Source organism: Sphingobium sp. VMM, from assembly GCF_056790315.1.
In genome coordinates this window covers 201,080-213,607 of record NZ_JBXGSI010000008.1, presented here as the reverse complement: position 1 = coordinate 213,607, position 12,528 = coordinate 201,080, and the positions used below count along the sequence as shown (strand labels likewise).

At 66.8% G+C, this 12,528-nt stretch carries 13 protein-coding genes; 6 read left to right on the top strand and 7 right to left on the bottom strand.

Annotated features, from left to right (window positions below; genetic code table 11):
• Positions 1 to 105: 105 nt before the first annotated feature.
• Complete coding sequence (locus tag ACUCV3_RS12710; protein WP_482240669.1) at positions 106 to 1,197, bottom strand: tyrosine-protein phosphatase; 1,092 nt, start codon at positions 1,195 to 1,197, stop codon at positions 106 to 108.
• 21 nt (positions 1,198 to 1,218) lie between these two features.
• On the bottom strand, positions 1,219 to 3,498 hold the full coding sequence (locus ACUCV3_RS12705; RefSeq protein WP_279727699.1) for a TonB-dependent receptor: 2,280 nt from the start codon (positions 3,496 to 3,498) through the stop codon (positions 1,219 to 1,221).
• Positions 3,499 to 3,679: 181 nt separating this feature from the next.
• Between ACUCV3_RS12705 and ACUCV3_RS12700 the strand changes: the two genes are divergently transcribed.
• The 5 genes from ACUCV3_RS12700 to ACUCV3_RS12680 all read left to right on the top strand — a co-directional run bounded on the left by ACUCV3_RS12700 (position 3,680) and on the right by ACUCV3_RS12680 (position 7,150).
• Positions 3,680 to 4,930 (top strand): TetR/AcrR family transcriptional regulator, encoded by a 1,251-nt coding sequence (locus ACUCV3_RS12700; protein WP_482240668.1) that lies wholly within the window; start codon positions 3,680 to 3,682, stop codon positions 4,928 to 4,930.
• Positions 4,931 to 4,939: 9 nt separating this feature from the next.
• The gene (locus tag ACUCV3_RS12695) at positions 4,940 to 5,104 is read left to right on the top strand and encodes a hypothetical protein (RefSeq protein ID WP_010339321.1); all 165 of its coding nucleotides are present in this window, start codon (positions 4,940 to 4,942) and stop codon (positions 5,102 to 5,104) included.
• Between the two features lie 68 nt (positions 5,105 to 5,172).
• Positions 5,173 to 6,033 (top strand): class I SAM-dependent methyltransferase, encoded by an 861-nt coding sequence (locus ACUCV3_RS12690; RefSeq protein WP_279727696.1) that lies wholly within the window; start codon positions 5,173 to 5,175, stop codon positions 6,031 to 6,033.
• A gap of 32 nt (positions 6,034 to 6,065) precedes the next feature.
• Positions 6,066 to 6,932 carry a Rossmann-like and DUF2520 domain-containing protein gene (locus tag ACUCV3_RS12685; RefSeq protein WP_048936374.1) on the top strand — a complete coding sequence of 289 codons (867 nt, stop codon included), beginning with the start codon at positions 6,066 to 6,068 and terminating at the stop codon, positions 6,930 to 6,932.
• Entirely contained in the window at positions 6,929 to 7,150 is a 222-nt protein-coding gene (locus ACUCV3_RS12680; RefSeq protein WP_048936373.1) for a Rieske (2Fe-2S) protein, read from the top strand. The genes ACUCV3_RS12685 and ACUCV3_RS12680 overlap by 4 nt, the downstream gene beginning before the upstream one ends.
• On the opposite strand, the gene ACUCV3_RS12675 is transcribed toward ACUCV3_RS12680, so the two are convergent.
• Positions 7,147 to 8,115, bottom strand: coding sequence for a nucleoside hydrolase (locus ACUCV3_RS12675; protein ID WP_048936372.1), 969 nt, complete (start codon positions 8,113 to 8,115; stop codon positions 7,147 to 7,149). The two genes, ACUCV3_RS12680 and ACUCV3_RS12675, sit on opposite strands and share 4 nt — an antisense overlap.
• 165 nt (positions 8,116 to 8,280) lie before the next feature.
• Between ACUCV3_RS12675 and ACUCV3_RS12670 the strand changes: the two genes are divergently transcribed.
• Positions 8,281 to 8,388 carry a helix-turn-helix domain-containing protein gene (locus tag ACUCV3_RS12670; protein ID WP_234415651.1) on the top strand — a complete coding sequence of 36 codons (108 nt, stop codon included), beginning with the start codon at positions 8,281 to 8,283 and terminating at the stop codon, positions 8,386 to 8,388.
• Here the strand turns inward: ACUCV3_RS12670 and ACUCV3_RS12665 are convergent.
• The 4 genes from ACUCV3_RS12665 to ACUCV3_RS12650 are packed head-to-tail and all read right to left on the bottom strand — an operon-like array spanning position 8,385 to position 12,411.
• A complete protein-coding gene (locus ACUCV3_RS12665; RefSeq protein ID WP_279727693.1) occupies positions 8,385 to 9,482 on the bottom strand; it encodes a glycosyltransferase in 1,098 nt (365 codons plus the stop codon). The genes ACUCV3_RS12670 and ACUCV3_RS12665 overlap by 4 nt on opposite strands.
• Positions 9,479 to 10,570, bottom strand: a complete 1,092-nt coding sequence (locus tag ACUCV3_RS12660) for a sugar-transfer associated ATP-grasp domain-containing protein (protein WP_482240667.1) — start codon at positions 10,568 to 10,570, stop codon at positions 9,479 to 9,481. The genes ACUCV3_RS12665 and ACUCV3_RS12660 overlap by 4 nt, the downstream gene beginning before the upstream one ends.
• A gap of 3 nt (positions 10,571 to 10,573) precedes the next feature.
• Positions 10,574 to 11,380 carry an NTP transferase domain-containing protein gene (locus ACUCV3_RS12655; RefSeq protein ID WP_482240666.1) on the bottom strand — a complete coding sequence of 269 codons (807 nt, stop codon included), beginning with the start codon at positions 11,378 to 11,380 and terminating at the stop codon, positions 10,574 to 10,576.
• Entirely contained in the window at positions 11,380 to 12,411 is a 1,032-nt protein-coding gene (locus ACUCV3_RS12650) for a D-alanine--D-alanine ligase family protein (RefSeq protein WP_279727690.1), read from the bottom strand. The genes ACUCV3_RS12655 and ACUCV3_RS12650 overlap by 1 nt, the downstream gene beginning before the upstream one ends.
• Positions 12,412 to 12,528 lie beyond the last annotated feature (117 nt).

Here is a 12,528-nt window from a genome sequence, read left to right as displayed (position 1 = left end):
CGGGACAAGGATAGCGCACCCTTTTCCAGCCTCCTAGCGCCTAGCGGGCGCGGCGGGATAATGAATCTCGCCGCGCCCTTCATGCCGATCCGGAATAAGCGGTGCCTATTCCAGATAGGTGGTACGCAGCGCCGCAATGTCCACCGGCGTCAGGCCGATTTCCTGAGCCAGATAGGCGTCCACCGACCCCCAGCGCTTGTCGATCTCGGCAAAGGCATAGGTCAGGAAGGGCGTGCCGTCGGGCAGCACCAGCGGATTGGCCTTGGCCATCGCTCCGCCCTTCTGCATCTGTGCGAACATGCCGGCGATCGGGCTGCTCTGCGCGACGGCATCGCTCATCGGCGGCACTTCATATTGCGGGCGGCGCGACGGCGTCGAGAGCACATAGTCGCGATAGATGACATCGCGCGGCACGCCGAGCGCCGACAGGATCATCGCGCTGACAAAGCCGGTGCGGTCCTGCCCGGCCGAGCAATTGTACAGCAGCGGCCCGTCCTTCGACAGCAGGCGGGCAAAGACGATACGCAGTTGCGGCTTCAGCTGGGTCGCCATATTGCCATAGGTGCCGGCATAGGCCGCGGCCTGCTTGGCCATGTCCATATTCTTGGGGTCGAACTTCATGCCCTGCATCATCGCAGCCATCGAATAGCCAACAGCATTATAGGGGATGCCGTCTAGCTTGGTCGGCGCGAACAGCCGTTCCTCGTCCGAGCGCAGGTCGACCAGATTGGCGACGCCCAGCGCCTTCACCTGCGCCACGTCGGCCGGGGTCAGCATCGCCTGGCCACCCGAACGGTAGATCTGGCCCCAACGGACATGCTTGCCACCGGCCGCCGGATAGCCGCCCAGATCGCGGAAGTTGGAGGATTGCTCCATCACCAGCACACGCTCGGCCACGCGCGTCACCGCGCCGCTCTTGCTGTCGCGCAGCAGGAAATAGGGGCGGGTGCCCGGCGCCACCTGCACCTCCTGCACACCGTCCTTGTCCCTGGCCGAAAGCAGCGTGGCGCTGGCAATGGGGGCATCGGGGCGATCGGCCTGCAACAGATCGACCGGATCGGCATCCTGCCAGCGGATAGCCAGCTTGTCGGGGGCCACCCGCTCCACCACCGGATCGGCGATGGTGCCGGCGAAGGCTGCAACGGGCATCGTCAGGGGCAGCGCCGCCAGCGCGGCGCGGATCATCATCTTGCGCATATTCGTCTCTCTCCCTCTATTTTAGAAGCGCACCGTGGCTTCCAGGCCATAGGTGCGCGGTTCGTTGAAAATGCCCAGTTGCAGCGACGAGGAGCCGGTCTGGAAGAATGTGTGCTGTTCGTTGAACAGGTTGCGCGACCAGGCCGAAATCTGGAGCTTGGCGTCGCCCTTGAGCGTGATGTCGGCGAGCGACAGGCGGGCATTCACCAGGAAGGAAGAGTCGGTCAGCGCCGCGTCGCTGGACTGGGAATGATAGCCATCGCCGCCATTGGCATCGACATGGGCGCGCAGCGTCGCCCAGTCGAGCGGCAGGCTATAGTCGATCGCGCCGCTGAAGGCGTTCTTGGGCGTATAGACCACGAACACGGTTTGCAGCGCATTGCCGGCAAAGGGATTGGCCGCCTGTGCCAGATCGCCCTTGGTATAGGCATAGGCCGCCGTCAGCGTCAGCCCCTCGACCGGCATCACCACCAGATCTGCCTCGAAGCCCTTGATCGTGCCATGGCCATCGACATTGACGGTCTCGATCGTGGTGCGGGTCGGACCGCCCGGCACTTCGGACAGCACCGCGTTGAAGTCGATCTGCTGATTCTTGTAGATCGTCTTGTAGGCGGCCAGGTTCAGCCGGACATGATGGTCGAGGAACTCGCCCTTGAAGCCGATTTCGGAGGTTTCGACCTCCTCGGGCTTATAGGCGCGATAGGTGACGGAGCGGGAATTGGCGCCGCCGGCGCGATAGGCGGTCCCCCATTTGCCATAGAGATGGATATTGTCGGTCGCGTCGAACGCCAGCGTGACGGTCGGGTCGATCCGGCTGCTGGAAATGTCGAAGCGGAAATCCTTGTCGACGCCATTGACCTTGAACAGGTCGCCGCTCTTTTTGTCACGGGTATAGCGCGCGCCGCCGGTCAGGTGCAGTGCATCGTCCAGGATCGCCGGGGTCCAGGTCGCCTGGCCATAGAGGGCGAAGCTGTCTGCCTTGGCGTCGCTGGCACGGTCGGGATAGGGCGTGACCTGGCCGGCTTCCAGCGTCGGCAGGCGGGTCGGCGCGTCAGCCGCAGTTGCCCCCCACTGCATGGTATAGGGCGCCCAGGCCCAATCCTCGCCCTTTTCATGATAATAATAGGCGCCGGCGACGAAATCAACGCGCGAGAGCGAGCCCACCAACTGCACTTCCTGGCTGAACTGATTCTGTTCGAGACCCGCCAGGCTGTAGCGCGCGAACTTGGCATAGGGCGCAAAGGCGCCCTGATGCGCGCCGCCATTGTCATATTGGCTCTGGCTCAGTTCGCGATAGGAAGTGATGGAGCGCAGGTTGATGCCATCGGCGACCTGCCAGTCCATGTGCAGCGCATGGCCATGGGTCTTGCCGATGCTCTTCTGGATCGGCACGCCGATATCGGCGGTCCTGGCGCGATCGGGCTGGACCTCGACCATGTCCGCGACCGGCAGACGATCCGACTTGCCCAGCATCTGGAAATAATAGGGCGTGCTGGCGTCATAGGAGGTGTCGAAATCATATTGGGCGGAGAAGCGGCTGCTCGGTTCCCACAGGATCGCGCCGTGCATGCCGCGCTGGTCGAGCTGGTTATAATCCTCCTCGCCCGCCATCGGATTGTCGGTGGTGCCGCCGCGCTTGGTGACGAGCGCGTCCAGCTTGACGCTGACATTGGCGAAGCTGGGCAGGTCGAGATGGGTTTCGACCTTGTAGCCGTCATAATTCATGACGCCCATGGTCTGGCTGAGGTGAAACTCGCCGCTCGGCTTCTTGCTGACGATGCTGAGCGCGCCGCCGGTCGAGTTTCGGCCGAACAACGTGCCCTGCGGCCCCTTCAGCACCTCGATCCGTTCGATGTCGAACAAAGCCGTGCCCAGCCCCTGCGAACGGCCGAGATAGACGCCGTCAATATAGATGCCCACGCCCGCGTCGCGGCTGGGCTGGTTGGCGTCGAACGGCACGATGCCGCGAATACCGACGGTCAGCGCCGAATTGCGCGACGCAAAGGGGGCGATGCGCAGCGAGGGCACAGCGCCGTCGCCCAGATCCTTCAGGCTCACCACGCTGCGCGCCTTGAGATCATCGCTGCCCAGCACCGAAATGGCGATCGGCGTCTTCTGCAAATTGGTCTCGGTCTTCTGCGCGGTGACGACAATCGAACCAAGGCCGGCATCTCCTTCGTCAAGCGGTGCTTCCTCCGCATGGGCCTGAGCCACGAAGCCCGCCCCCATCAGCCCCGCCCCCATCAGCATGGTGCCGGCCAGAATGAGTGCGCGACGGCGCAGGACAGACGAACATTTCATGATGCGTATCCCCCGAATGATGTTGAATTCGGAGGGGCAGTTAGAACGTATGTATGCAGCCGCAGTTACATATGTATCTCAGTTTGATGACAGGAACAGCGGCAATATGACAGCGGCGAGACACGGATATCGCCCCGACGCAGCCTTTGCCAGTTCGGGGGGATATGGCATAAAGGACGCTATGGCGACGGCGGCACATTCGGAAAAAACATCGGAAATCGGCGCGATGGCGCGGCTTATCGAGGCCGTCCTCGACCTATGGGAACGTGATGGCGCGAGCGACACATCGGCCCGCGCGATCAGCCGCCTGGCCCAGACCCCCGTATCCGGAATCTATCATCACTTCGGATCACTGGAACAGTTGTTTCTTTCCAGCCACGAACAGGCCCAGTGCGAGTCGGAACGCTGGTGCGCGGCGCGGCTGGCGGAACTGGAGGGGGTCGCGCGCCTGTCGCGTGACGCCTTCGGGCCGTTGCTCGCAGCCCTGATCGACCAATGGTGCGAGGAACAGCGCCGGCTGGCCTTCGCCTGGCGCGAATGCCAGCTGATCGCCGCGCGTGATCTCCGCTATGTGCCGGTCTGCGATCGCTGGGCAGCGATGTGGCGCAGTTTCTGGGAAGAGGTCTGCACCCGCTGCGGACATGGGGGGCATGGCGCCCATACCGCCTATCTGTTCGATGGCGAAGCGACGCTGCACCTGATGCGCTGGCGCCGACCGGTCGACCGCGCCGCGCTGGACGACATGTGCGCAGGCTGGAACGACTGGCTGTGCGGTCGCCCAGTGCGCGCCGGCCATTGGCGTCAGTTCGCCCGCGAGCAGGCCGACCTTGCCCTGCCCGAACAGACGATTAGCAGCGGCACGATGGAACAGATTGCCGAGGCGGCGGCCGATGTGCTGGCGCAGGAGGGCATGGCGGCCCTGACCCATCGCGCCGTCGCCGCGCGGGCGGGCCTGACGCTGGGCGTCGTCTCCTATAATTTCCGGTCGAGCGCCGAACTGGTCCGCGCAGCGTTCGAGATGATCTATCGCAAGGCGGTGGAATCGGGCGGCGGCACCGTACCGGAGGCAGTGACATTGACCGACGAGCAGTTGCTCGCGCGCTATTCCAATCCCCCGCCCCGCAACGACCGCATCCTGCCGGCGATCGACGAACTGATGCTGGCCGCCGCGCGCGATGGTGACCTGCGCGATTTCGCCCCCCAGTTGCGCTATCGGCGCGGCCGCACCAGCGGCGGCCTGCTCCGCGCGATCCTGGGCCGGGATGTCGCGCCGCTGGAGGCCGCGCTCTTTTCCGGCGTCATATCGGGTCATCGCAAGACCTGTTTCGGCCTGACGCCGGCCGAAGCCGCCAGAGCCGGCGCACAGGCCATGCTGGACCTGCGCACGATGGTGCGCACCGCTGTGGATATGGCTCAGTCGGAAAGTGCCTGAGCGCGCGTCATGCGCCTCAATCCCGCCGCGTGCAACGGATCGATGGCCAGCGATGCCAGCATCACCCGTGGCGCGCCGTTGCTCGGCGAGCATAACCATCTGGTCTATGGCGATATATTGGGCTTGAGTGACAGCGAAATTGACGACCTGATCGCCTGTCGCGTCATCTGGTAATCAGCCGCTCTTGCAAGTTGATCGCCAGCCACTAGATTTTTGCGAACGATTCGCAAAAAGGAAAGAAGATGGCGCAGCCCAATGTCTATCAGGTGTCGGACTGGAACGGATCGAGCGGCGAACGCTGGGTCACGCATCGGCAGCGGCTCGACGCGATGCTCGCCCCCTTTGGCGATGCGGCGATGGCAGTTGCCGCCGCCCGGCCAGGCGAGCGCGTGCTGGATGTCGGATGCGGCGCGGGCACCAGCAGCATCGCCCTTGCCCGCCAGGTCGGCGCGACCGGTGAAGTGCTGGGCCTCGACATTTCCGGGCCGCTGATCGCGCTCGCCCGATCGCAGCAGCCCACCGACCTTCCGGTCCGCTATGCCCTGGCCGATGCCGGCAGTGCGACATTGACCACCCATGGCTTCAACCTGCTCTTCTCCCGCTTTGGCGTGATGTTCTTCGACGATCCGGTGGCCAGTTTCGCGCATATGCGGCGCTGGCTGCGGCCGGGCGGACGGATCGCCTTCGTCTGCTGGCGGGCGGCGGCGGACAATGATTGGGTGCGCCTGCCGATGGGCGCGATCCGCGACATCGTGCCGCCGCTGGCGCCGCCCGACCCCGAAGCGCCCGGCCCCTTCTCCTTTGGCGATCAGGCACGGGTAACGCGCATCCTGACCGACGCCGGCTTTGCCGAAATCGACCTAGCCCCGATCGATGGCGTCATCCCCTTCGGCCAGGGCGCAAATCGCGAGGCGGCGCTGGACGATGCCCTCGCCATGGCGTTCGAGGTCGGCCCGCTCTCCCGCGCGCTCGCCGATCAGCCTGCCGATGTGCGGGATCGCGCCGCCCAGGCGGTACGCCAGGCCTTCGCCGCGCGGCCCGGCGAGACCGCGATCCTGATCGACGGCGCCGCCTGGATCGTGACCGCCACCAATCCGGGCTAGAGTAGCCGCACCGGCCGGGATATAGGCGCGCCATGACCGAGCATCCCGCCTATCGCCAGATCGGCCTCATCGGCACCGGCCGGGTCGCGCGCGCGCTGGGGCTGGCACTGGCGCCGCACAGCGCTGCGCCGATCCTGGTGCAGGGTCGCAATCCGGATCATGCCGCCGCTGCGCTCGAGGCGATTGGCCGTGCGCAGGCCGTTGCCCTGTCAACTTCGCTGTCATCCAATTGCGACCTGATCCTGCTGGCGGTGGCGGACGACGCCCTGCCGGCGGTGATCGCGGATCTGGCCACTATGCCGCTGTCTGCCACCATCTGCCATGTCAGCGGGCGCAGCGGCGCGGCGCTGCTTGCCCCGCTGCGAGCGCAGGGCGCGATCACCGCCGCCGTCCATCCGGCGATGACCTTCACCGGCGATCCGGCCGCCGAAGTCGCGCGGATGCAGGGCGCCCGCTTCGCCATCACCGGGGCCGATGCGCCTTCTATCGCGGCGGCGCGCAAGCTGGTCGCGCTGCTGGGCGGCGTGGCGGTCGAGGTCGCGGAAGCGCATCGCGCCCTCTATCATGCCGCCCTCTGCCATGCAGCCAATCATCTGGTAACGCTGATCGCCGGCGCGTCCGACGCGCTGGTTGCGGCCGGCGTGGTGGAGCCCGGCGCGCTGCTGGCGCCGCTGGTCCGGGCCGCGCTCGACAACAGCCTGGATCGCGGGATCGATGCCCTGTCCGGCCCGCTGCTGCGCGGCGACCGACAGACGATCGGCAATCATCTGACGGCGTTGACCTCGCACGCGCCCGAGCTGCTGCCGGCCTATCGCGCCATGGCGCTGGCGACTCTCGACGCGCTGGACCGGGACGAGAGCGCGCTGCGCGACGATCTCAGCCGGCAAAGCGGCTGTTGATCATCCGGGTGGTCGACCAGCCGCCGTCCACCGCGCCCGAGCGGTCGATGCGCCGCCAAATTGATGTCCCTTCTGCACAACAAGGACCGACAGGCCCAGATGGACCGCATGCACACCTATATCTGGAAACCGGCCACGCGATGACCCCGCCGGCCAAGGCGCCGATGAATGTCTACGAGGTGCGGGTTGTGGACGATCGGATCGAGATCGCCCGCTAGCCTGCCCGCGGCCGCATCAGGGCCAGGAAATCGGCCAGTGCCAGCCGCGCATCGAGCTGGGTGAAGAGGCGGATCGAGCGGCCGGGGATTTCCGCGCCATAGCGGGAATCGTCCAGCAGGCGCCGTCCGGCGACGACCGAGGAGGCGCTGCTCTCCGCAGACACGGACGTCAGCAATACCATCGGACTGTCGCCCAGGGTGATGGCGCCGCCCAGTTGGACGAAAGGCGGCAGATCGGCATAGCGGCCATAGAGCCATGCGGTCGTGGGCGACATCGGCCGCAAGGTTGCCGTCATTTCCGCCACCGACATCTGCAACTGGCGATAGGCGCCGGCGGCTATCTGCCAGATCGGCATGCGACTCCGCTCGATCACGACACGCGCCGCTTCCAGATCGGTAGACAGATTATATTCGCTGCCGCCCTGCGGATAGTCGGCGCCGCCGATCCAGACCAGGGTCATGCGATCGGCGATGGCCGGCTCCAGCAGCATCGCCTGGGCGAGATTGGTGAGTGGCCCGCCACAGGTGAAGAAGAGCGGCAGCGGATCGTCCCGCATCGCCTCCGCCACGATCGCCCGTGCCGCCGCCGATGCCTGTGCCCCGGCGACGCCGAACTGCTCGCTGCCTGCGATCACCGGGCAAGGGTTCGTCACCCCCATGATCTTCATCAGGTCGATCGCCGCCTGTTTGCCCGCCGCGGCGGTTGCGCCGGCCGGCTGTCCGCCGAGCGCCGCCAGCTTCGCGTCGAGCGCCGATGTCGTGACCAGCACCGGCCGCGCCGCCTTCGTCGCCAGTTGATGCGCGAGCGCGATCAGACCGTCGGGATCGCCGGCGAAATCATTGTCGATGATGATGCGCGCCTTGGGCGACTGCCGGATCACCGGCAGGGCGGATCGGGCGGCCGTGCCGATCATCAGGCTGGCGCCCGCTGCGATGAACCCGCGCCGATCGATCTCTGTCCGCATGCCTCTCCCCTGTCTGGACCGAGGGCTGGCATGGGGCCGCTAAAGGGTCAAATAGCGATTCGCAGGTAGGCCATAGGCCAGCGCTATGGATGGCTGAGCAGCCCGCGCTGGCCCAATTTTCGGCGACCTGGAAGCACGTCCATCGGTGCGGCCGGCCGGTGAGGAATGTCGAGCGCCACGGCGGAGCGGCTGGGCTATGCCGAACAGACCAGTTTTGGTCGCGCGTTCAAGCGCTGGACCGGACTAACGCCACGGCAGTTTCGCAACGGCTAGCGCAGCAGCCGCCCCCAGGCATCGGACAGCGCGTCCAGACCGAAATGATCGATCCGGTCACCGGGGCGGATCGCGGTGGCGAGATCGAGCTGACGCTCCAGCGCATCTGCCAGCGCTGTCGCATCGGCCGGGTCGACCAGCAGGCCGCACCGTCCATCATCGAGCAGGTCGACGGCGTTGCCGGCGCTGCGCGACGCGACGATCGGCACGTCCACGGCCATCGCCTCCAGCAGGACATTGGGTGATCCTTCCCACCAGCTCGGCAGGATGAAGGCATCGGCATGGGCCAGCCAGGGAAAGACATTGTCGACCGTGCCGGGCAGGTCGAGATCATCAGCTATACCAAGCGCCTTCGCCTGCGCCCGCAGGCTATCGCAGGCGCGGTCGCGGCTTTCGCCCAGGATGATTAGCCGTGCCGGTCGCTGCCGCCGCAGGATCGCGAAGGCGGCAAGCAGCGTCGCAAAATTCTTCTGCGGCGCCAGCCGGCCGATCGCCAGGATCACCGGCGGCGAGCGCCCCATCCAGCGATGCGGCACCGGCCCGTCCGCCAGGAAGCGGGCGGCATCGGCGTCGATGCCATTGGGGATCACCGCCACCTTGCCCGCCCGCGCCGCGCCGGCAAAAGCAGGCGTATCCGCCAAGGTCGGCGACACCAGCACCAGATGATCGGCGTCGCGCGCCAGCAGCCGCGCCATCGCGGTGCGGCTGAGGCGCCCGAGCCCACCTGATGGCGCCCCCGCCGCATTGCGCATGATGTCGTTGCTGATGCGATAGATGCGCCGCACGTCGCGCAGCCCCTGGCTCGCCGCCCAGGCCGTGCCATGGCCATGATTGCCCGCCGAAATCAGCGTCGCCCGCCCCCGCGATCGCAGATGCCGCCGCAGCGCCGCGATCGCCTGCAGCTTTTCGCGCGGGCGCGACGGGTTTGGCCCGGCCAGCAGCGCATGATGCGGCACGCCGGTCACGCCCTCGCCGCCCGGCAGCGCCGTCACCAGTTCGACATCCAGCCCGCGCGCCGCCAGTTCGGCGGCCAGGATACGGACATTGCGCACCACGCCGGTCGCGGCCAGCGCATGGACATAGAGGATGATCACGCTCGGCGCGGGTCGCGCTCGATCGCGCCGGCCGCCTGCCAGCGCTGCGGCGGCAGATGGCGCAGATGATGGCAGTAAAGCGCGCCCAGCCGGCTGTCGGCCAGCCCCCGGCCGCTCACCAGTTGCATGATGTCGGTGCCGGGGTTCCAGTTGCCTTCGACCAGCACCGGGCCGTCCGGCGTCAGGCCAATATCCCAGCCGATCACGGTAAAGCCCGATCGGAAAGCGAGATGCGCGCGCAGCGCGAGCGCCACGGCGGCATCCAGATCGGGCACCGGCCGGCCGCTGATGGGCGCACCGGTCAGCGGATGCCGGTCGCAGCGGATCGGCGCGCCATCCGGTCCCGCCTGCCATACCGGGCCGCAATGCCCGTCGGCATCGACCGACAGCACCAGATTGCCGGCGTTGAAATTATCCACAGGGCGCCCGCCGCCGGCAGACAGGCGCAGCGCCAGCGCGCAGGCCTCCGGCGTGCCGACCTCGTCCAGGCAGGTGACCACGCGCAAGGTCGGCAGTGCGCCGGGCGACATATCCGCCAGCGCATCATGGGTGGCCAGGCAACGCTGGATCACACCGCCGGCCGCCCACAGTGCCAGCAGGCGCGCGCGCAGCGCGTCGTCGGCGATCGGCCCTTCCGTGCCTTCCCAGCGCCCGCCCTTCTTTGCGAAGCGCACAACCCCCTGCCCCTTGGAACGATAGCTGGGCTTGGCGATGATGACGCTCTGGCCGTGCAGCCAAGTGGCGATATCAGCTGTCTCCAGCGCGAAACTGTCGGGCACCGGCAATCCCGCCGCAGCGGCATGGCGGGCGAAAAGCTGCTTGTTCTTGAGCGGATTGGTCTCGGCCGGGAAAGCGCCGGGATTGAGCAGCCGATGCAGCCCCTTGCGATCGCGCATGCTGAGCCCCTGCGCCCGCACCGTTTCGCACAGCAGGCGCCGTTCCGACGCCGCCCAGCCGCTGCGCCCGCTCGCCGCGATCAGCCGCGCAACCGTTCGCCGGCCCAGCGGCCAGTGGCGACGCAATCCGTCATGATAGGCCGCCAGCAGGACATTGCCGTCGGCCGGGGGCAACGCACGCAACGTGAACAAGGGTCAGGCCGCCTCGACCCGCGCCAGCCGCCGCTCCAGCAATTCGCTTGCCACGCCATGGCTGCGCGCATTGTCGACGTCGATCGCGACCGCGCCGTCGCTCAGGATCACCGGCGCGATCACCATGCGGAAGCGGCGGGAGAAACGCGCAAAGGCCTGGCCCAGTGTGCCGATGCCGAAGCGGAAACGGATCAGGTTGAGGAGGCCGAAGGCGCCGATGATCCGCGTCGGATGCTTCACGAACTGCCCGCCCGAGCGGAAGGTCTCGGCCGCTGCGAGCGCCTTTGCATTCTTCAGCCAATAGGTGTTGCAGTTGGAAAATTCGTCGTCGGCGAAGCGATAGAATTTGCGCTGTCCCTGCGGATGCGCCGTCAGCACGGACGCGCGGCGGGTGAAGGCGACGGCGGCGTTCGCGCCCTGCGCGGCGCAACCGTCCAACATCTCGGCCAGTGCATCGGGCGTCAGCAGCACATTGTCGGCAGTGGTGATGAGCAACGGGAAGCGCGCACCATCGGCCGCCGCCAGTACGGAATCGACCAGATTGGGCCGGGCCGAAATAGCGACCAGCCGTCCGGTATTCCGTAGTCCGCGCAGTTGCGGCAGGGCGTCGAGCACCGCCACATCCTCGATCGCGACCCGGATTTCGCCGATGCGCGGGCTGGCCGCCAGCGCCTCGATCACATGGACCAGCATCGGCTGGCCGACCACCGGGATCAGGCATTTATGGGTGACGCCCGCAGCCTGTGCGAGTGGGTCTGTCGCGCCGTCGCGCTTGCCGGCGAGCACCAGCGCCGTTGCCATGCCGGGCATCAGGCGGCCTCCAGCACCGGCATTTCGGTCAGCAGGCCATGCCGGGCCAGGCTGTGCGCGACGATCGTTTCGACCAGGCTCTGATGATCGACGCCGATCGACGCGGCTGAGCGCGAGATCGTCTTCTTCGACCAGAGATTGCAGGACAGGTTCACTTCCATGAACAGCAGCTCGCCCGACGCCGGATCGTAGCGATACTCGAACCGGCCATAGTCGAACGGCCAGAGTTCGGGCAGCAGGCGGCGGGTCATATCCTCTAGCCGCGTCCGCAGGTCATGGTCCTCCACCAGGATCAGCGGATCATCGCCCGCATCGATCAGGCCGCGCTTCTCCTCATAGCTGCGTTCGCGATGCGGATCGGCCGGCACATACATCATCGGCGGGAGAATCCAGGGCTGGCCACCGCTGCCGCCGACGACCGGCACGGCCACGTCGAGCAAGGGCGCCCAGGCCTCGACCAGCACGTCATGGCCCAGGCCATGGAGATGATCGGCATGGGCATGGGCCTCCGTCCAGTTGTCGACCATCGCGAGGCCCCAGGAGGCCGACGAGGCGTTGGGCTTCACCACCAGCCGCTCGGCCTGGAATTCCGGGCCGGCCGGCATGGCGCCCCGACGCAGGATGCGCGCCGGCATGGTCGGCACGCCATGGGCGCGAGCGATCAGCTTGGAGAGATATTTATCGTCGGACACGCCACGGACGATCGGGCTTGCACCCAGGAAGGGCACGCCGCGCCAGGACAGCAGGAGCGGCGCCAGCATCTCGCTATTCTGAAATCCGCCGCGATTGAGCAGGGTGACGACGAAGTCGACATCGGGCTTGTCGAACAGCGCATCATAACTGTCGGCGACCGCGACATGGAGGCCAATCGCCTCCAGCGTCGATCGCATCTCATGATGATAGACGGCATGATTGCCATCCACGCTGTCGGCGCCGCCGCCCTTGCAGGCATGCTTGGCCAAGAACAGGAGGCGCAGCCGGGCCTTGTCGGCCGGGGAGATGCGCATGCAACGGTCGATCGGGTTCAGCATGGCGCCGCAATAACGCCCGCCCGTTACGCTGGATTGACGGTGCGATGACGCCGAAGGGACGAAGACGGGTCAGGGCCGTGACGGCTTCATGACCGGGCGATGTCAAACCCGTCGCAG